This is a genomic window from Rhodococcus sp. KBS0724 (assembly GCF_005938745.2).
In the GTDB taxonomy this organism is placed as follows: domain Bacteria; phylum Actinomycetota; class Actinomycetes; order Mycobacteriales; family Mycobacteriaceae; genus Rhodococcus_F.
In genome coordinates this window covers 213,063-232,806 of sequence record NZ_VCBX02000002.1, presented here as the reverse complement: position 1 = coordinate 232,806, position 19,744 = coordinate 213,063, and the positions used below count along the sequence as shown (strand labels likewise).

General features: G+C 59.0%; 14 protein-coding genes and 5 pseudogenes. 9 read left to right on the top strand and 10 right to left on the bottom strand.

Translation table 11 applies throughout. The features are described from left to right. Positions 1–1,113: 1,113 nt before the first annotated feature. A complete protein-coding gene (locus FFI94_RS34670; protein ID WP_313905588.1) occupies positions 1,114–1,626 on the bottom strand; it encodes a transposase in 513 nt (170 codons plus the stop codon). A gap of 102 nt (positions 1,627–1,728) precedes the next feature. Here FFI94_RS34670 and FFI94_RS31970 point away from each other — a divergent pair. The 3 pseudogenes from FFI94_RS31970 to FFI94_RS34540 all read left to right on the top strand — a co-directional run. Further along, positions 1,729–2,683: pseudogene (locus FFI94_RS31970) on the top strand (transposase); the annotation flags it as partial. Between the two features lie 30 nt (positions 2,684–2,713). Next, positions 2,714–2,932: pseudogene (locus FFI94_RS33915) on the top strand (IS3 family transposase); the annotation flags it as partial. 80 nt (positions 2,933–3,012) lie between these two features. Then, positions 3,013–3,177: pseudogene (locus FFI94_RS34540) on the top strand (IS30 family transposase); the annotation flags it as partial. A 1,011-nt stretch (positions 3,178–4,188) separates the two neighbouring features. Here the strand turns inward: FFI94_RS34540 and FFI94_RS31955 are convergent. The 5 genes from FFI94_RS31955 to FFI94_RS31940 form a co-directional block, all read right to left on the bottom strand. Next, positions 4,189–6,393 carry an alpha/beta fold hydrolase gene (locus FFI94_RS31955; RefSeq protein ID WP_138873906.1) on the bottom strand — a complete coding sequence of 735 codons (2,205 nt, stop codon included), beginning with the start codon at positions 6,391–6,393 and terminating at the stop codon, positions 4,189–4,191. A gap of 355 nt (positions 6,394–6,748) precedes the next feature. Beyond that, entirely contained in the window at positions 6,749–6,883 is a 135-nt protein-coding gene (locus tag FFI94_RS34535; RefSeq protein WP_260684560.1) for a hypothetical protein, read from the bottom strand. A gap of 238 nt (positions 6,884–7,121) precedes the next feature. Continuing rightward, positions 7,122–7,865, bottom strand: a complete 744-nt coding sequence (locus FFI94_RS31950) for an ABC transporter ATP-binding protein (RefSeq protein WP_138873905.1) — start codon at positions 7,863–7,865, stop codon at positions 7,122–7,124. Beyond that, entirely contained in the window at positions 7,862–10,702 is a 2,841-nt protein-coding gene (locus tag FFI94_RS31945) for a branched-chain amino acid ABC transporter permease/ATP-binding protein (protein WP_138873904.1), read from the bottom strand. Before FFI94_RS31945 ends, FFI94_RS31950 begins: the two co-directional genes overlap by 4 nt. Before the next feature lie 101 nt (positions 10,703–10,803). Continuing rightward, on the bottom strand, positions 10,804–12,060 hold the full coding sequence (locus tag FFI94_RS31940; RefSeq protein ID WP_185993479.1) for an ABC transporter substrate-binding protein: 1,257 nt from the start codon (positions 12,058–12,060) through the stop codon (positions 10,804–10,806). Positions 12,061–12,816: 756 nt separating this feature from the next. Here FFI94_RS31940 and FFI94_RS31935 point away from each other — a divergent pair. The 5 genes from FFI94_RS31935 to FFI94_RS31915 all read left to right on the top strand — a co-directional run bounded on the left by FFI94_RS31935 (position 12,817) and on the right by FFI94_RS31915 (position 16,487). Beyond that, on the top strand, positions 12,817–13,173 hold the full coding sequence (locus FFI94_RS31935) for a hypothetical protein (RefSeq protein ID WP_138873902.1): 357 nt from the start codon (positions 12,817–12,819) through the stop codon (positions 13,171–13,173). Continuing rightward, a complete protein-coding gene (locus FFI94_RS31930; protein ID WP_138873901.1) occupies positions 13,158–14,366 on the top strand; it encodes an acyl-CoA dehydrogenase family protein in 1,209 nt (402 codons plus the stop codon). The genes FFI94_RS31935 and FFI94_RS31930 overlap by 16 nt, the downstream gene beginning before the upstream one ends. After that, positions 14,359–15,387, top strand: coding sequence for a phosphotransferase family protein (locus FFI94_RS31925; protein ID WP_138873900.1), 1,029 nt, complete (start codon positions 14,359–14,361; stop codon positions 15,385–15,387). The genes FFI94_RS31930 and FFI94_RS31925 overlap by 8 nt, the downstream gene beginning before the upstream one ends. A gap of 122 nt (positions 15,388–15,509) precedes the next feature. After that, positions 15,510–15,893 (top strand): hypothetical protein, encoded by a 384-nt coding sequence (locus FFI94_RS31920; protein ID WP_138873899.1) that lies wholly within the window; start codon positions 15,510–15,512, stop codon positions 15,891–15,893. 189 nt (positions 15,894–16,082) lie between these two features. After that, the gene (locus tag FFI94_RS31915; RefSeq protein WP_138873898.1) at positions 16,083–16,487 is read left to right on the top strand and encodes a hypothetical protein; all 405 of its coding nucleotides are present in this window, start codon (positions 16,083–16,085) and stop codon (positions 16,485–16,487) included. A gap of 197 nt (positions 16,488–16,684) precedes the next feature. Here the strand turns inward: FFI94_RS31915 and FFI94_RS34085 are convergent, their stop codons facing one another. The 4 genes and pseudogenes from FFI94_RS34085 to FFI94_RS34520 all read right to left on the bottom strand — a co-directional run. After that, positions 16,685–16,936, bottom strand: coding sequence for a transposase (locus FFI94_RS34085; RefSeq protein WP_397495600.1), 252 nt, complete (start codon positions 16,934–16,936; stop codon positions 16,685–16,687). 168 nt (positions 16,937–17,104) lie between these two features. Beyond that, the gene (locus FFI94_RS34530) at positions 17,105–17,677 is read right to left on the bottom strand and encodes a hypothetical protein (RefSeq protein ID WP_260684597.1); all 573 of its coding nucleotides are present in this window, start codon (positions 17,675–17,677) and stop codon (positions 17,105–17,107) included. Further along, entirely contained in the window at positions 17,674–17,796 is a 123-nt protein-coding gene (locus tag FFI94_RS34525) for a hypothetical protein (protein WP_260684596.1), read from the bottom strand. The genes FFI94_RS34530 and FFI94_RS34525 overlap by 4 nt, the downstream gene beginning before the upstream one ends. 326 nt (positions 17,797–18,122) lie before the next feature. Continuing rightward, positions 18,123–18,248, bottom strand: a pseudogene (locus tag FFI94_RS34520) (hypothetical protein); the annotation flags it as partial. Between the two features lie 68 nt (positions 18,249–18,316). Here FFI94_RS34520 and FFI94_RS34865 point away from each other — a divergent pair. Beyond that, positions 18,317–19,563: pseudogene (locus FFI94_RS34865) on the top strand (ISL3 family transposase). Positions 19,564–19,744: the final 181 nt, after the last annotated feature.

Below are 19,744 nucleotides of genomic sequence, written 5' to 3'. Positions count from 1 at the left end.
TAGGGGTTGTCAAGGGATTCTGTGCGCGAGGTCGTGTGACACCCGTTGGTGCGGGCGTTGTGGTGGGTGTGGCCTGTCGACGATGGTCGTGCCGGTGGAAGCTGGGTGTGCGGCGCTCATTCTGACGTATTTGACCTCACTCACCGCTCCGAGTGGATCATCCTGCGATATACGGGCTGCGATGAAGGCGAAGGGTCGGATGCCAGGCTTCGTGCGGCGTGATCCACACTCACGGTTCGCCACAGTGCTCGCGGCATCGATTCTTCGTCCTTCGTCACCCCCGCGCGTCCCACCGAAGACGGTCGAGTGGAAGGTCCTCGAGTCGGTCGGCGCTCAGACCTCCTGGACCTGCCAGCGGACCAGGTCGAAGGGGCCTTGCACCGCGCCAACGCACAAGCGATGCGGTTGGCGCGGTGCGCCAATGCGCACCCGATGACCCTGTTCGGCTTGCCGCGGTCCTTTGGGCTCCGCGACATGCCGCTTCGATGCCGGTTCATTGTGCCGCAGACCGAATCCGAGTTCAATCAAGGCACGACGGCAACGGCACGCTCCCTTCGCTGCGGATGTGTCCGTCCCAGCGCTTGTAGGCGCATTCGTATTGCGCCGGCACCAGTCACGGAGCCCGATAGATCTGCGCGAACCCTACCCATCGCCCTGGGTCACCCAGTGCCCCTGCGCAATTGCCGACACGCGCCGGTCCCAGCCCTGTACCGACATCAATGCCAAAGAATAAGGCTCGACGGGATCAACTGTGCAATCCGGGAAGTCGCCTTGACGATCTGTATCTCCAAGTCAGTCAACAAGTTCCGATTCCTGGCGATGATTTTCCTGGCCAAATCCGCGTGTGGGGGTCGACAACGCCTCGTGGGCAGCGACGACGACACGCTCTGCCCGCGTTCGGCGGCGAACCTGGTCAACCCGTCCGAACCCAGGTCGGCCAGACGTAGTGGATCGGTGAACTCGGCGATGATCAAGCGGGGCGATACCGGTTCCGAACAGGTCCGAAATAACGGTGCCGATACCTGGAAACGCGCGGCCTGCGTTGGGCGGTCAGTTGGATCATCGTGGCGGTGTGTGTCAGAACACGGCGGGATCGGTGTGCGGTCCACGCCGTCAACTCTGCGCAGACATCGCTGCGACGGATCGACGGGACGCCCTGGCCAGCCAACAATATAGTTCGGTGATGGCCTCGAAATCGATCGCATCGGTCTTGATACGGCGCCTACCGAAGATCTTGCGTTGCTCCGACACTCGGGTCGGATTGACTTCCACGATCTCCCAGCCGGATGGCCAATCGTAGCCGAGTACCGGCTGATGGTAGTGACCAGCGGCTTCGACACCGATCCGGACCGGCACCGACATCCCGGCTGCGGACTGGATTCGAATGACGACAGAATCGAGACCCGAACGGGTCAACGCGGTGTCGATACCGTCCGAGCAGGCGGTGTCGGGAGGAATCGGTTGCGGAGACGGCGGCGACGTTCTTGCCGACATCGATCGCAACGACGATCGTGGATGGTGTGACTGGGGCATTGCGTACAGGCACGGCAGAACCTCCGGGGGTGTCCCGAGCATCGGATGGCGCGGCAACGTCCCCGATCCTCGAAGAAAGTGGTTGATGTTCACTTCCTTCGTGACACCTCCGGAGGTGTTTGTGAAGGGTTACTCCGATCTATATCAGTGCTCGGGGGAGCTTGTCCGCCGGTTCGGTCGATGCGCGGTACCGCCTTACTCGCCACCCATAGTTTTCCCACCACCCGAAACAGGTACCGGGCCCTGCTGACATGGATCGGCGAGAACGGCGCTCTCATCCGGATCGGCATCGAGGATACCGGCTCCTACGGAGCCGGACTGACCCGCCACCTCGCAAAAGGCGGCGTGACGGTATTCGAGGTGGACCGCCGCCACAAAGGCAAAGACGACGACCTCGATGCCATCAACGCAGTCCGCACAGCCAAGACCAACCACCCGGAAACCGAAAGACGTTGCTGTATAGTCACTTCGGGCATTGAGAGTGACCCGAGCCCAGACGGTACGAGAGAAGCGCAGTGCGTTGCAACTGCCGCGGATGACGATCATCTCCGCCCCCGACGAGCTGCGCGAGCAGGTCCGCGATCTGACACGGATGCAATTGATCCGCCTCCTGGCAGCGTGGCGGCCCGATGTCGCGAACGCGACCGATCCTGTGACCGCCTAACGGGTTTCGTTGAAGTCCTTGCCCCCACCGCTACCTCGAATTGAACGACGAGATTGTCGATCTCGACGATCTGATCAACCCGATCGTGAAAGTGCTCGCGCCTCAACTACTCGAACGAGTCGGGATCAGTATCGAGGTCGCCGGAGAAGATGCTTGTCACTGCCGACGACAATTCCGACCGGATGAAGTCTTCAAGCCGCGTTCGCGATGCTCTGTGGTGTCGCGCCACCCGCATCGTCGGGTGTAACTCAACGTCACCGGCTCAATCGTGGCGGTGAGCGACAGGCAAACCGAGCCTTACATCTGGCCGTCATCAACCGCATTCGACTCGACCCGAAAACCCAGGCCTACGTCGAGAAGAAGACCAGCGAAGGCCATTCGAAACTAGAAACTATCCGGTGACTGAAGCGCCACCTGGCTCGCGAGATCTACTACCTCCTCCACCCCGGACAGCAGAGCATCACTCCGAACACAAGGCAGCACAGAAAGCAGCTTGACTCTCAGGAGAGCATCCACGGAGTCCAATACCAGCACCGGTCCTGGCGGAAACTGATCGCCAATATCGGTGCGACCCAATCAATGTCGCGTAAAGGGAACTGCTTTGACAACGCCGTGATCGAGAACTTCTATGGTCACCTCAAAGAAGAAGACTTTCACCATGTCCAATACCTCAGTCTCGATGCGCTGGCTACGGCGCTGCGCGAGTACATCCACTGGTACAACAACGTACGTATCTCGATGGCCTGAGCCCGGTGCAATACCCGGCTCAGGCCATCGTGGCTTAGGCCCCTATTTGGCCAGTCCAACTTTCGGGGACCACTACATTGCCCCGTCAGTACTTCCCGCACGGCACCGACCTGGCAGTGCACAGCACCGACAAACTCTTGGCAGCCGCGAAGGAGCTTAACGACCGGCCCCGGAAATCGCCCGACTGGGACACCCCTGCAGAGCGCCTAAGTGCTTCACTGGAAGTCTCGTAATCACGAGTGTTGCGATGACTGCTGGAATCCAAGTAGAGAGTTGGATGCCCGGTTTCGATTACCTGGACGAAGCAACCCGGTAACGCCGAGTTCGATCATGATCGCCGACACCAGCTTGTGATTGACATTCATCTCGCCCATATCGAGCAGTTCGACCCGGATACCTCGCTACCCGTAGGTTCCACGTGACCGTTGATGGATTTTCTCAATCGTATCAGCCACGGTGATACGTCGTACTCCGCAGATGATGCGTCGTACTCCGCAATTGGAGACCAGCCGACGACGGTGCGCATGAAAGTCAATCTCCTCAAACCCATTATGCGACAAGCTGATCTACCAAAGTGACCTCGATCGATCAGTCTTTCGACGATCGCGACCTCCCTTTTGGAGGCCCCACCGACTGATCATCGAACAAAGCGAAAGCATCACGAGTCGATGCGAGTTCGAGTGCAACGACGCGTGCATGAGCCGACGCGAGATCGTCGGCTCGATGCTCGACACTCCGTCCCGCGCCCCGCATCGACCAGGGCTTGGTCTTTCCACCGGAACACCTACCCGCGATATGTCGATTTCCGTAGCAAAATCGACACCTCATCACCCGTTCGACGACGGACTAAGCGGGAACCTGAAAGACTCCGACACCCTGAACTTGCCCCATCAATCAATCCGTCGCGTCTGGGGCCGGCCGAATTTGTCAAGCACTCAGTGCCAATTAGTCCGTGAAAAACCTGCCGAATAATTCGGGAAGTCACACGCTAAGCCTCGGAACCAGAGTCCAAGAGGGTCGGGGAGAACTTCTGCGAATCTACCCGGTCAAATCTGGCCCAGACATTGTGATCTGAAGTCATGCTCACGGCCGACCATCCTGGACGGCATCGATAGTCGAGTACCAGCTGGTCCTTCACCCGACTGGGTGAAGGATTCACAACGATCCGATCGATCGGATCGCCGAGATCCAATGCGGACCTCGTCGACGAGGAATCGCGATCAGAAGCAGCGATTGCATCAATCTCACAACGCCAACCTCCCCCGAACCAGCGGCCGGAACATCGAAAACTCGATCGGATGCAAATTGACACCGATCTCGGGTCGTCCACGCCACAGGAACACGCATGGGGTTCTACCAGAATCGCCTGGCCCAGCCAGCCCAAACGTCTCCACGTGCTGCATGACATAGCCGATTGCCTCGAAGAACCGTCCGCTGAGGTGTTGCTCAGGATGAGCAAGAATCATCGCGACCAGCTCAACCATGGAGGCACCCGCTTCATCCTCTGCGAGGCTGAAGCGCGCTTCACCAGGCGCGATCGGGGAGCGATGCCGTTGGCCCCAGTCGCTCATCCACGCGCAGTACGGTGCGGTCGGCTCAGCAGACGCACTATCGGCAGGCGTATACTCGATTCTCAGCGAGGTACCTGATAGTGAGATGTCGCTCAGCTCAGCTTGCCGCTTCCACGAAATCCTGGGCTCGACGATCAATGGTACATCGAGCCTTCCGGCGAAGGCTGCGGGTTGAAGTGAGAACCGGGGTATGGACTGCCTGTATTCGCTGTCGCTGAGATTGAGCTCTGCCGGGAATCCGTTGCGGACATATATGTCCACCAGTCGATTCCACTCTGCATCCAATTCCGTCATCGATTTTGGATACCCGTAAGCCGACTTCAGCGGCGTCAGTGTGACCGCTCCCGGATCCGCTACGACGTCCGATCTCCCTTCAGTGATAGACGATGTCCGCGCGCCGAGAACGTGTCCTTTGTCCCCTGGCTCGATGTCGTAGGCGACCAGCAGCGAACCCGGCACAGGCACCTCGGCCCCGAGGTTTACCGCCATCTCATCCCCGTCGAATCGCACCGCAACCATTCGCCCATCAACCCGCGATCCCACCCGAGAAAATGTTGAGCGCTCGTCCAGATATTGCCCGCTGAAAAGTTTGTGGTCCTGACCGGCGATGATGTACTCGTTCAAGCTCAAGAGTCGACTAGCCTCCTCCTCGAGCATCGTGGCCAGCTCAGTCTCGTCGAGCTCCGTATATGGCGCGTCGACCGCAACAGTGTAGTCGAACCAGCCACCTCGGCTCTCATCATTGGCCACAACATTCTCTTTGAGGAGGCTATAACACCTCATCAACGGGAAAATCTCGCCAAGGCGCCATCGAGACTGCGAGGCAGCCAGAGCCGGCGGTAGATAGCCGACGCGCCGGCCCGACACGGTCAGCTGCTCGAGGTCATCAGCCGAGAACGGACAGTCCGACACAGTGAAGGTCGCCTTGACCAACGCCCCTCGTGCGCTCCAAAGTGTCCGGAATGCACGAGTCAGCCCCTTCGGATCATTCATCGAGATTTTGTATTGAGCCACAGCCGCATTGGCCGCGAACTCGGCCAATATAGTCGGTCGCGCAGGCACCGGGATCTCGTGGCCCAGCCCTTGCACAGGAACGAATCTAGACCCCGGTATCGCTGCTACCGTCGCTTCGCCCCCGCTAAACGCAATCAGTGGATCGCTGTCGCCGTGGATCACCACTGTCGGCATCGATAACTTACTGAGCGCTTCGGTCCGGTCACACGCCGTCCGAACCGCCAGCATGTGGCGCCTTCGACCGGCAGGATAATACGACCGGTCGTAGTTGGCAGTTGCGCGGCGCCGCGCTGCATCTTCGTCGAACTGATAACCACCACCCGAGTAGAGACGACTGGCGGCCACAGACGCCTCGATCACCTCAGTGCGCGTAGTTGCCGCTTGTGTGGCTGCTGCCGCAAGTACCTCTGGCCTCGGCCTACCGACACCGGGTGCACCTGTAGTCGACATTATCGAGCAGAGGGACAGCACCCTGTCAGGGTGCTGAATCGCGATCAATTGTGCGATCATCCCACCCATCGACACGCCCAGCACGTGAGCAGTATCGATGTGCAATTCATCGAGCAGAAGAACACCGTCATCAGACATTTCAGCTAGCGAGTATGGCGCACGCTCTTCACCGCCCTGCACCGCTTCCGGGCTCAGCGCCGGCACCTCAAACTTCGTCGACAGCCCACAGTCCCGATGGTCATAGCGGATCACGTAAAAGCCGAGTGCGGCGAAACTCTCGACGAATTCTACGTCCCAACTCGTCATTTGACTGCCGAAACCCATCACAAGCAGTAACGGGGGATCCTCCGGCCTGCCGATCGTCTCGAAACAGATCTCCACACCGTTACTCAGCCTGGCAAACGATATAGTCATGCGTCCAATCTAGGTCAACTGCACCCAGTTCTCCACCTAACACGTGACTATTCAGTGAAGTCCAAGTGGTCGATATATGTTGCTGCCCAAGCAAATACCAGCATTGACCCGCATGTGACTCCCGTACACAGGCACCCATCCAGCGGCGCAGACCCACCACCGAGTATTGAAATTGAATGGCCGACTGAACTACATCTCGACACCCCGACAAAAACTCGCACCCACAGATTGGTGACACGCTGCAGGCGCTACGGTGGATCAACCGAATGTCGTTGCTATCGCAACAGTTCGGGAACGGGCTGACCTGAGTGTCAGGATCGAACCGTCAGAGTGCCCGTGATTCAAGTTCTCGGCCCTAGGAACCCCATCCAGTGCCGAAGAACGCTGCAAGCCAAGCAGCACCGGCGATGCCGCCGAAGATCGCGGCGACGGCGCCTGCGGACGTGACAATACTGTTGATCATCTTGAGATCGTTGTCGGATGAACCCATGGCAGTCTCCTGAAAAGCGATAGGTGAATGTGCGCCGAAATGCGCAATGTTGCGCAGATCGCATTACCGACACATGAGATTCACATCAAGACCATTCGCATGAAATCTATTGCACTGCACAATAATTAGATTATTCAATGCTTTTCGGTCTGAGCGCGGCAAGGCCATAACGTCGTCCATCATCCACAACGGCTGTCCCGCTGTTTCGGTGGGGCAGCCGTTGTAGATGCGATGGGGGTTAGATCAGCCCTTTGGCTTCTGCTTCGTCGGTAGCTTTTTGTTCGCCTAGGTAGCTTGCCTCAAGGATTTCGGCGTCACGCCTGAGTTGTGCTGCAGTTCCCTCTGTGACCACGCGGCCGTGGGCCAAGACGTATCCGCGGTCGGCGACCCTCAGCGCGGCACGAACGTGTTGTTCGACGAGAAGGACCGACATGCCCCGCTCGTCGGCAATTCTCCGCACCACCGGCAGCAACTGCTCGACGATGATAGGGGCCAGTCCCAGGCTCATCTCGTCAAGCATGATGACCTTCGGATCGGCGATCAGGGCTCCGGCAAGCGCCACCATCTGTTGCTCTCCGCCCGACAGCAACGCGGCGCGTCGGTTAAGCAACTTCTCCAGAGCCGGGAAGTAGGCGAGAACGTCGCCGAGGTCGACTGCGGAGGTCCGATGGCGTCGCAGACGTAGATTTTCGGCAACGGTCAGTTTGTAGAAAAGACCACGTCCCTCAGGCACGATCGCCAGACCACGGCGCGCAACTTCGTGTGGCCGAGCAGATTTGACTTCCTTGCCCAGGACTTCGACGTACCCGGCGATCGTCGGCAGTGCACCGGCGATAGTCAACAGTGAGGTGGACTTGCCTGCCCCGTTGGCGCCCAAAAAGCAAACCACCTCACCTTCGTTCACCGAAATGTTGAGGTCTCGGACAACGGCAAGCTTTCCGTAGCCACAGTCCAGGCCAATTGTCTTGATGACTGCTGTCATTTGCCCACTCCAGCCGTGATCACGGGAAGTTCTACGCTGTCGTCGGGATCGGGTGCAGTAGCATCATGATCCGAGCCCAGATAGGCGGCGACCACCTTCGGATTGCGTCGAACCTGTTCGGGTGTCCCATCGGCGATAGGCTTACCGAACTCGATGACATACATTCGATCACATACCTCAAGCATGAGATGCATATCGTGGTCAATGAGTAGACAACCCACACCCGAGGCCGCCACCTGCTGCAGATGCTGCCCAAATATCTGACTCTCGGCGGTATCAAGGCCTGCCGCCGGCTCATCGAGAAGCAACACCTTCGGTTGCATCGCCAGAGCGCGGGCAACACCGAGTGCCTTCTGTCTACCGAGCGAGAGTTCAGAAGGCTTGCGAGAACTGAAATCTGACAGGCCCATCGTATCGACTGCATCGTGAACCGACTGCGATGTAGGCGGATTCGGCCGAACGGTGTCGGTCAAAAGCTTGAACCAGTCGCGTCCAATATCATCAGCAACTCGCACATTGCCTTCCACCGAGAGATCGTCGAACAGTTCGACCGATTGCCATGTGCGGACCAAGCCATGCCTCGCACGTCGATGGGCCGCCATCTCGGAAAGATCTTGCTCCCCCAGGTACACACTGCCGGTACTCGGGGTAAATCCGGTAATTGCATCGATGAAACTTGTCTTTCCCGCGCCGTTCGGTCCAATCAATCCGACGATTTCGCCGGCACGAACATTGATCGAGACGTTGTCGACGGCTCGAACACCTCCGTACTGGACGGTGATCTCCTCGGCCGATAGCAGAACTTCACCCGCCTCACGCACAGGCTTCCTAAAACTCGCAATCGCGTGCGCTGTTGACCTTTCGTCGTCGGCGGCTGTCTCGACGGTGGGTTCTTGCTTCCTCCGTCTCCTCTTGGAGAGAAACCGTTCATAGTCACTGCGCATCTTGCCCGCCACGCCCATAGGGTTCAGCAAAACCGTGAGAATCAAAGAAATGCCGCTGATCAGTGGGTAGTAACCACCGAGGTCCAAGTTTCTGTCGACGACCACGAACGCGATTCCGAGGGTCCCAGCAATCCCGGCCAGCACGGCACCGCCCATGCTGGTGATGCCGCTGAAGTATGCAATCGCGAAGAAGCTCAAACCCACGAACACGCCGAAGGATTCAGCAGAAATCTGCCCGCGACCGTAACCGATGAGAGTGCCACCCAGACCAGCCAGGAACGACGACAACGCAAAGGCCGCGAGCTTCACCCCGGATACACCAATACCCATCGACGCTGCAGCTCGCTCGTTGGAACGAACCGCCAACATCTTACGGCCCGTGCCCGCACGCATCAGATTGCCAACCAGTACAAACGCGATGACCACAACGACCAGAACCATCAGTCCGAACTGGATACGAGCGATATGCGAACTGTCGCGCACCGCCAGATTGATCCCAAACAGATAGGCATCGGGGATCTTGTTCCCCGCAGCGTTCTGGAGTTTGGAGTTGCCGAAGACGAACTTCTCCAATGTAAGTGCAGCGGCCAGAGTCACAACCGCAAGTTGCGCGCCGCGAATCCTGAGCGCAGGCAAACCGACGATGAGCCCGCAAAGCATCGCAATCAGAGCCGCAAGGATCATTGAAAACGGAAACGGAATGTGATTGCCGATCTTCGACAAGGCCAGACCCGCAACACCGGCGAAGGCGATCTGAGCCATCGAGATCTGCCCGACCATGCCGGTAAGCACCACCACAGACAAAGCGATCAACGCCGTCGCAAGACTGGTGATCACACCAAAACGATACGAGCCCGAAGTCAAGGCCAGAACCAGAACGCCGAGCAACGTGAACCCGACAACAAAAGCGGGACGATTTTTCGGCAGGAACACCGCGGGCAGACGAGAAGTCGTGTCATCACCACGCATCGGAATCGATCGTCCCAGCAAAAACAGCGCAACAACTATGACAACAAAAGGAACAGAATCGGTAATACCCTGCTGAGCCCAATCTGGCCACCAGCTCTTTGTTTGCGAGAAAAAGGTCAACAGCGACTGCACCGCTCCCAATACCAAGGCCGCGAACAACCCAATCCACAACGAACTCAACCTGGCGACAAGCGCGGCTGCCAAAGCGGGAACAACAAGTAACGTAAGGTTATTGGGCGTGATGACACCGCTCGCCGGCCCCGCGATGATCATCACGAAGCTGATGAATACCGATGCCAGAACCCATGTCGCCATCCCGAGGGTGGACGGTGACAACCTTGCAAAAGACGCAGCACGTTCATTCTCGGCTGCAGCCTGGATTGCCAGACCCGTCCGCGACCGCCGGAACCACAACGCAAGCACACCACCGATCACCATGACAATCACAATGAGCCACAGCCTGTCAACTGTCACAGTGGCACCACCTATTTCAACCGAACTGGTGGGCAAGATCGCGGTCCGCGGACGTGCGTCGGTCCCGTACTTGAGTGCGACAGCGGCCTGCAATGTCAACATGATGCCGATCGCCGCAGCAACTTTCGCTAACACCGGAGCCTTCCGTAACGGTCTCGACACAGCCAGCTCAATAATCGCGCCCAGTATCGCAGCAACCAGAAGAGCAATGGCCACCGCACTCCATTCCGACATCCGTCCGACGTTAAATGTCGGGAACCACGGAAGAGGGAGCGTGAACTGCCCATGTGCTAGGTCGTCGTAGATATAAAGAGGCACAGTCGCCATCGCGGCGGCAGCGAAGTTGATGATTCCAGCGCCCTGATATGTCAGGACGATCCCCATCGTCAGTGCCGCATAGACCGCACCGATGCTCAGGCCGAGAACAAGAAAGAGTAGGTATTGGCTCATGGCAATCCGTTCGCTTCTAGTGCATACCACTGTCAATGGAATTGCGTAGCCCGCGAGTCGTGCGTGCGCTGGCTACGCGATTCCCAATTGAATTGAGAGACTCAGCTTGAGGGCCGAACCACCGAGACATCCACCGGCTGGTTCGGAAGCACCTGTAATACCTTGTCGTCATTCAACTTCGAGAAGATGACCCCTGTGCCGCACGCCGACGACCCGGGCCACGTTCGACGCGAGCAATCGTACGTCCCACCTGTGAAGAAATTCTCACCCTTTGCCGTCTTGATCGACTCGTGCACAGCAGCTGCGGTGATGGTATCGCCGGGAGTCTGGCGAAGGATATCGGCCGACTGGACCGCGACAAAGAAACCTTGCTGCGCTTGAAGGTCCTTGGTGATGCCTTTGCCCTGGATGTACGTCTGAAATGCCGCGATGTCCTTCACAGCCTTCTCCGGAACGTCACTGAGTCCAGGGAAGTACACATTGCTCTGGAAGATCACGTTCTCCAGGGTGGCGCCATCTAGCTTGTCAACAATCGCCGTCGACTGCGTCGCGTTGATCGTTCCTGTGAACCCTGAACCGCGCAGCGCCTGAACACCGGCAAGTGCGTCCGCTTCAGTTGCGTAAAGACTCACCGCATCCGGACTACCAGCGAGGACTGTTGCCGCCAAAGTCGTCGAGTCCCCCCCTGGCGTGTAGTAGTACGGCGAAACTTGCATCCCGAGTTTAGCGGCCGTCGGGGCCACTACCCTCTCGAAGGACGACCGCGACGCCGGAACGTCCGGGAACACCAAAGAAAGCTTCTTGGCACCGAGTTCGTGTTCCTGAACGACATCCGCTGCGTAGGCTTCCTCCGTCGAAGCCAATCCGAACGCCGCATCGTCAATCGCCGACCCCAAACCCGGCGTTAGCGGCAGCGCCCCGAACTCAGCAATGTTCGCTGCCCGCAACGCGGGCAGAATTCCGTCACCACCAAAATCCAACCCTTGCGCCGAGAGCACTACCTTGTCTTGCACAAAGGTATTCCCACAGTTCAGAGCCGCATCAGGGGTGCCATCGGTGTTGCAGTACACAGCCTCCATAGGATGGCCATTGATACCACCCAACTCGGAGTTCACATACTCGACCCCGGCCTCGAACCCCAACCGAATATCAGGCAGTGAAATAGCTCCACCCTCATTGTTGTGGAAACCGACCTTCACCGGAGACAGACTCTTATCGACCGGATCAGCGTTCGCCCTGGGCACAACCGATGCTGAACTCCCCGGAGAGTCCGACGCTTCACTACTGCAGGCAAGTGTTGCGGCCATGATCGTGGCTACTCCGACTGCGAACAACCCGAATCGAGCCATAGAACGCATGTTGATTCCTCTACCTTGATGTGGACCTAAGATGGTGCCAATTTGGCACGACTTACCTTGCGACACAATCGCATTCGGCATGATCTTTTGACATTCGAACAGAGCTGACCAACGATTCGGCTAGTCGGACCGGATGTCCGCCAAGATCGCTTCCACGTCCTCTAAAGACGTTTGAATTTGACCGGTTCATCGTGACACCTGCCCCCAAGCCTGTCAACAGAATTTTATGTCAGATCTCACACTTAATTTGTCAAGTGTCTTAAGTAACACCATGTTCACGCAAGCGACACTGCATCGTCAGAACCGACACCGGCACCCACAAACCACTTTCATCCCACAATGACCGCCCCACACAGCCCAGCTGGACACACGGACATGGCGACCCCAGGCTCGAAACCATGGCGGCCAACTGCACCTGCTCGATCGCCTTAGGGAATTCATTGAGCCACAAAGGAACAGGAAGAATACGTCCTGATTCCACGTTGCGGATGTCTATGAGGGTGTTCATTCCGAATAATGCGCACCAGCCCATGGCGCACTGAGTCGTCACGACCGTCCCGACTCGACCCCCGCCTCCGATCGGCCACTTTGCGCGACGAACTTTGATTACGATCGCGGCGATGAAGCCGCCTCCTCGACCGGACTGTGCACGAGAGTCCCAATACTGCAACTCCTCGAACACCGTGCCGACTCTTCAGGAAGCGTCCGATCTCCGAAGAGTCAAACGCCTCGAAATTCCAGCGTCTGATGTACCGTATGTCAGATCTCATGAATGGGAGATCCGAGCCGATACGAAAGGTGTTGGAGATGGAGTGTGTCGACCAGCGCATCGGCATTGTGAAGCGACTGACATGGCCGGACGACCCGTTTCCGGTGGAGCAGATGCGGATCGGCGGGACCGATCTCTCTATCTACGTCGACATCCCTGACATTATCCCGGACAGGGTCACCACCGGCATGGAGTGGAGTGAATGGCTCGCACCGACGGGCACTTCGCCGCACACTGCCGTCAGCAAGGTTCTCAGAAAGAAACTCTGGGAGCAACTAGCGCAGCAAATTGAAGACGCCGCTCTCCTGGGCGCGAGAAAGGTGACGACGTGGACTTCGAACTGAGTTCCCGAGCAAGCGACCTGTATGACCGACTTCAGATATTCATGACTGAACATGTCTACCCCTCAGAACGCGTCTACGAGGAGGAACTAGCAACCGCTGGCCCTCACACTCAACCGCCAGTGATGGAAGAGCTCAAACGTGCGGCGCGTGAGGCAGGGCTGTGGAATCTTTTCCTGCCCCATTCAACAGAGTGGGGCGGCGGCTTAAGCAACCTCGACTACGCGCCGCTTGCCGAGCTGAGCGGTCGTAGCATGATCGGTCCTGAGGCCCTGAATTGTTCGCCGCCCGACACGGGAAACATGGAGCTGTTGACCATGTTCGGCAGCGAGGAACAACAGGCGCAGTGGCTCCGCCCGCTGCTGGAGGGCACTATTCGTTCGGCGTTCCTTATGACGGAGCCCGAAGTTGCAGGCTCCGACGCAACCAATATTCGTTGCAGCATCGCCCGCGACGGCGACGACTACGTCATCAACGGTAGAAAGTGGTGGATATCCGGAGCGGCCGACCCGCGGTGCCGCCTTGGGATTGTTATGGGGAAGACCGATGCCGAGGCACCGACGTTTCGGCAGCAAAGCATGATCTTGGTGCCGTTTGACAGTCCAGGACTTAAAGTAGTCCGGGACCAGCTCGTGCTCGGCTACAACCATAAGGCAGGGCATTGCGAGGTCACGCTCGACGACGTCCGCGTCCCCACGTCGAGCCTTCTGGGGAGCGAAGGAAGTGGGTTTGAGATCGCTCAGGCGCGGTTAGGCCCAGGACGAATTCATCACTGCATGCGCTCCATCGGGGCCGCGGAACGGGCCCTCGAGTTGATGTGCCGTCGCGCGACCAACCGCATCGCCTTCGGAGCGCCGCTGGGTGACCAAGGCCTGGTCCAGAAGTACATCGCTGACAGCCGTATCGAAATTGATCAAGCTCGCCTGTTGACGTATCACGCAGCGTGGCTAATGGATAAGGCCGGGAACAAAGTGGCGCGCTCTGCCATCTCCGCTATCAAGGTGGCAGTCCCGGCGATGGCGATCCGCGTTCTCGATCGGTCGATGCAGGTACATGGAGGAGCGGGCCTGTCGCAAGACTTCCCGATGGCCGAAGCTTTTGCCCGACAGCGGGCTCTACGCCTGTTGGACGGGCCTGACGAAGTTCACCTGCGCACTGTTGCGCGCATCGAGTTAGCGAGGCACGCCAATGCATGACGCTGAGCTGCTCCGAGCGAGCCGCTGGCTCTCGGAGCAGGAGATTCCCTTCCACGGTCCTGCCCGGGCCGCGCTAATCGGAGACGGTCGATCGAACCTAACCTACCGGGTCGAGGACACCACTGGTCGCGCGTATATTCTGCGCCGCCCTCCAGCGGGATCCGCGTTGCCTCAAGCCCATGACGTGGAGCGCGAGTTCTCAGTCCTCACCTCACTACAGGGAAGCCAAGTCCCAGTGCCAGAGCTGTTCGGGCTCTGCACAGATCCCTCAGTAATAGGCGCGCCATTTTATGTGATGGAGTACGTCGCGGGCACTGTACTCACGACCAACGATGACGGCGCTTCCTACCCAGTCTCGGCACGGGCAGCCGCTGCAGAGAGCCTCGTCGACTCGCTGGGCGCAATTCACGAGCTCGACGTCGACGCTATTGGTCTCGGCCGACTTGGGCGGCGTGAGGACTACCTGCCGCGCCAGCTCGCTCGATGGCGCCGACAGTTCCACTCGGTCAGCGACCGGCCTTTGCCGATCATCGACGAGGTGTGGTCACGACTAAGCGCGACGACACCGCCGCAGCGCTACACCGGCCTGGTTCATGGCGACTTTCGTTTTGGCAACCTGCTGCTCGGGGAGGACGGACGAACTCACGCCGTGTTGGACTGGGAGCTGTGCGCCCTCGGCGACACGCTGTCCGACCTCGGATGGCTTACCGCATTGTGGCGCGAAGCAGGCGAGCCTGAGGTCTCGACGTCCCCGACCGGTCATCCAGGCTATCCTACTCGAAACGAGGTAATCGCACTCTACGAGGCGCGCACCGGCCGGGACGTCTCGGACATCGAGTGGTATCAAGCGTTCGCGCTATGGCGTCTGGCGTGCATCGGTGAGGGAATCTATGTCCGGTACCGCGACGGCGCCATGGGGGCCAGCGAGTTCGACGTGGTAGCGCAACGAGACCACGTGGTTGACCTCGCGGAGGCGGCTGCACGCAGGTTGCCTAGAAAGGGCATAACGCCCCGCTCCTGACAGAATGCAGGCCCAGGCCTGGTCTTAAGATCCTGGATCGTCGAGCGAGGCTACCTGCACCACCTATCAAGCTATTCCTGGGAAGCCCCGGGTATGTTCACCGAGCGTACGAGCATGGGTCCATGTGCACGCACGATTTCGGTCTGGTGGCCGGTGATCCGCCTGAGCCGGTCGCGGTCGCTTACGGCGGCCGGGACCTCGCTCAATATCCTTGCGCCGCCGAACTACGGCACCCCAGAGGTGGCCGAGTCAAGACATCCAGAGGACCGCGCATCCTGGCCAGGCTACGGAGACTCGTGCCGAGCTCACCGAGCACGATCAGGATCGCTCCGTCAACCTACTATACGACCGAACAGCGCGGACGAATCTCCGAAACCGAACTAGCCGACGCCTACTCCGTCCACACGATGTTCGCGGCAATCGTCGTGTCTACGGTGTCCGCAAATGTGGCACTCGGTAAAATCCGCTGCTCGCGCCAATGGGACGCGATCAAGTGGCGCGCCTGATGGGCGGCGTCGGCATGGCAAGCACCGTCCACGGTAAACACTGCACGAACACCCGTTCGATCAGGTCGGCGCACTCCGATCTGATCGAACGGAACGCACCGCAACCGGACCATTGGTTGGGTCACCGATTTCATGTGTAAACGGGTGGTCTCGATCGATCATTGCAACAGGCCTGAGATTCTGGGGGGTATGCTGTCATCGCCTCGTCGTATCAAGAAGGGGCCGGGGCGGCGCCCACTCTCCGACAAGCGTCGCCGCTTCATGGAGTTGCGAGGCCGTGAATGGAGTATCCGCGCCGCCGCCCGCGAAGTTGGGGTATCCCGCTCATCCGGAACCAACTGGGCCCGCGACTGTTCGGTCTATCGCGCCGGACAACTGGTGCGGACCGTCGCTCCGTTGGACCGACTCGGAGTTCGCGCCGTCAGTGCGCGGTTCCTATCGGAAGACGAACGTATTCAGGTAGCCGATCTGCAACGTGAACGGCCGAGTACCCGCCAGTCGGGCTGTCGCTCGGCGGCACGCCATCGTCAGCGGCGAATCGAATCCTCTGCCGAATTGTTCGAAGCAGTGTCACAGGCACTGGGACAACGGTGAAGCCTGCAGCAAATCAGCCTCTATCTGACGATTCGACTTCCCGCCGAACCAGCAATGCGACTATGCCGCGCGCGTACCAATTAGACAAGAAGGAACTGTCCGCCAAACAGGGGTAAGGCCAACCCCCAATGGCACCGCAATGTCGATCACCGTTTTGCGTGGTTCTGGCCCACTTTCCGTGATCGATTCTGAATGTGTCAGTTGCTGACGAGTATTCGTTTGCGGAGGAGGTCGAACCCGGCGCGCCCGTAGATTTGTCGTTTGAGCATCTTGATCCGATTGACATGCCCTTCGACCGCGCCGGAACTGTAAGGCAGCGTCAGCCCGTTGCGGACCGCTGCGTGATCGGTGTCAAGGCCTCGAACAAAGCGATGCAAGTGCGGAAGACCATCCGTCGAGACGGCAGACATCCACGAGTTCAATTGTTCACCAAGGCGTTCTGTGAGCATCTCCGCAAACGACTTGCCATGTCCCGCAGTTGCCTCAAGATGCGGGCAGCTGACGAGGACCTGCCCGCCCAATCTGTTCGTCGGCAGCGAAACTGTCGGGATGTCGCAACATCCACGAGGTAACTCGCCGCACTTTCGGCACCTTCGGCGTGGACGTTGGTACCGCACCTATCCTGCGGAACGGACGAAGGTAATCGCGGAGAGAGCAGTAACTGCCGCGATACCCGAATGCTCGAAGCTTTTCGTAAAGTGCAGCAGCGGAGGTACATCCGTCATCGAAACGCTCGTGCAGATGCGTGGTGAACTCGTCCAGCATGGTGGGCTTGCCAGCCCGGGCGCGCCCAACAATTCATCGACACTGCTCGCATAGTAGAAACGATGGATGGTCTCCCGCGCCAACCCAACCTGCCGGACGATCGAGCTGATTCCTATCCCTTCGTTCTTGAAAGTTGTGACATCCTCGAATCGACGTTTCGTGCGGACGGCGAATATCGAACTCTTCTGATGGATGGCGCATACCTGTTCGGCGACCCGCTTCAGTTGCTCCGACGCGGTGCGTCCGCTCGAAGGTTCAGGTTCAGGTTCCAGCTCGGGCTCCTTTCTCAGGCAATGAGATGGGCTGCAACGGTTTTCTCCACCGACTCTGCGAGGTTGTTCCACAGGTGCCGGCGGTCGGCGACTTTGATCGCCTCCGGCGCTCCCGGTGCGGGCGGCTTCTTCCGTACGCGCCGGCACGATCACGGCAGATCACCTGCGGTGCCCGGACGAGCGGTGAGCCATTTGATGACGGTTTCGGCTTTGCGGTCCGCGAGAACATCAACATCGTCGGTGAGTATCCATATCGACCAGAACGGTCCCATACCGATGCCGTCTCCGCAGCGCGAAATCGTCGATACCGAGCACAGGGACCGCTCTTATCGGAGGGGCGGTTAGCGCTCGGACCAGGCGCAACAAGATTGAGCGTCCGACGGAAACCTCCAGCGCAGACGCCAACCTCGATCCGGCTCGCCCAGCTAACGCCAGTGCGATCTTTTCCTTCGATTCCGCACAGCAGCGGCGTGCGTCGCACGTATCGACTGGTCAGGCCCTCGATCTGTTCGGCGAACGTTGCCCTGCTGCAGTCGATGTTTGCGCAGACGAAGCGCCGTACTTGCAGGACGAGGAGACTTGGCTGGTTTCCGATTGCCGCATCTGCGAGCGTGCGCTCGTAGCGACTGTGGACTCGTTTCGACGAAACACCGCATGTCTGACAATGCGGCTCTTCCGGATCTGAAGTCCATGAGATTGATCTGACGGTGATCGAGTGAGGCACAAGATTTAGAGGGCCCTGTGCTTCGAGGGTGAAGGTTCTCTACGCCTTCCTCGACCACCGCAGGACCCATATTGCAGACTACCGATCTTGTCGCCGATACCATCTGCCGAACCGTCAAACTCGGTGTCACGATTACCGGCGCGCCCCTCGGCGAATTCACGCACATCGACTGTCTGTCTGTGCCGAAGATCCGGCGTGCCCGAAGTGCCGGGAACCCGGGCGGCTGCGTGACCACGTCACCCATGTCCTCACCGACTTGCCGATCGTTGGTTATCCCCCCTCTGCACCTGCGACTGTCGCGGTTCACCTGCAACCATCCCGGCTATGACGTGTCAGCGTTTCGCCAGCGCATCGACCGGGTTGCGCCGCCGAAGGCTGCCATCACGCGGCGGACCACCAGGTGGATCCTGCACTGCCTCGCGGTCGACAAGATGTCGGTCTCGGCGGCGGCCAAGGCGTTGGGTGTGGGTGGGACGAGGTCAATGCTATTGCCATCTCCGCCGTGAAGCATCTTGTCCACGAGCAATCCGGGCATCTCGACGGAGTGCGGATCCTCGGCGTGGACGAGCACAAGTGGAAACACATTCGAGAGCACCGGTCCCGCCCGGTCGCCGGACATGATTTCCGGCCGTTCGTCCGCTGCATTCTCCGACTGGCTCCACGAACACGATCAAGCATTTCGAGACAGTGTGAAAATCGTCTCGATGGATGGGTTCGCCGGGCTACCACTCGGCAGTGAAGGACGTATTGCCGCAGACACGGAAGGTGATGGACCCATTTCATGTCGTTCATCTCGCTGCCGAGAAACTCACCGTGTGCCGTCAACGGGTCCAACAGGAGACCCTCGGCCACCGCGCGGCCGTTCCGGCGAACCGCTCTACGGCATCAATCGAGTTCTGCTGGCCCGCAAAGTATTACGGACTGACAAACAGAAAGCGCGGTTGGCGGTAAGTGTCCGCCGACAAGCAGCACATCGACGTCACCGAACACATCTACCAAGTCCTGGTCGCTGCCTACGCCACATTGGATAGGCAAGCAGGGAAACTCACCATGTTCAAGACGTTGAAACGCATCAAATCCGGGTTTCCCGAGATAACTTGCCGAGCTGGCCCAGCTCGGTCGCAGCCTCTGGAAACGCGGGAAGAAGGTCCTGGCCTATTTCGACACCGGCGCATCCAATGGTGCTGTCGAGGCGATCAACGGACACCTCGAACACCTCCGCGGTATCGCATTGGTTTTCCGCAACCTCGACCACTACGTCTTGCGGTCACTGATCCACTCCGGCCAACTCAGGGAACGAATCAACGCACTCTAAAACCGGAAGAACCGACAATGCGCCGAAGCCGACAACGACGACGCCCGAATGCGGACTCCGCCTGCGGCCACATCGACCGAAGCGATGTCGACCACCGCCAGATGCGGAAGAAGGACACGCAGATCACAACAGTTCTCAGAACACCAGAATGATCATCTCCTACCGATTTCTACCCCTGCCT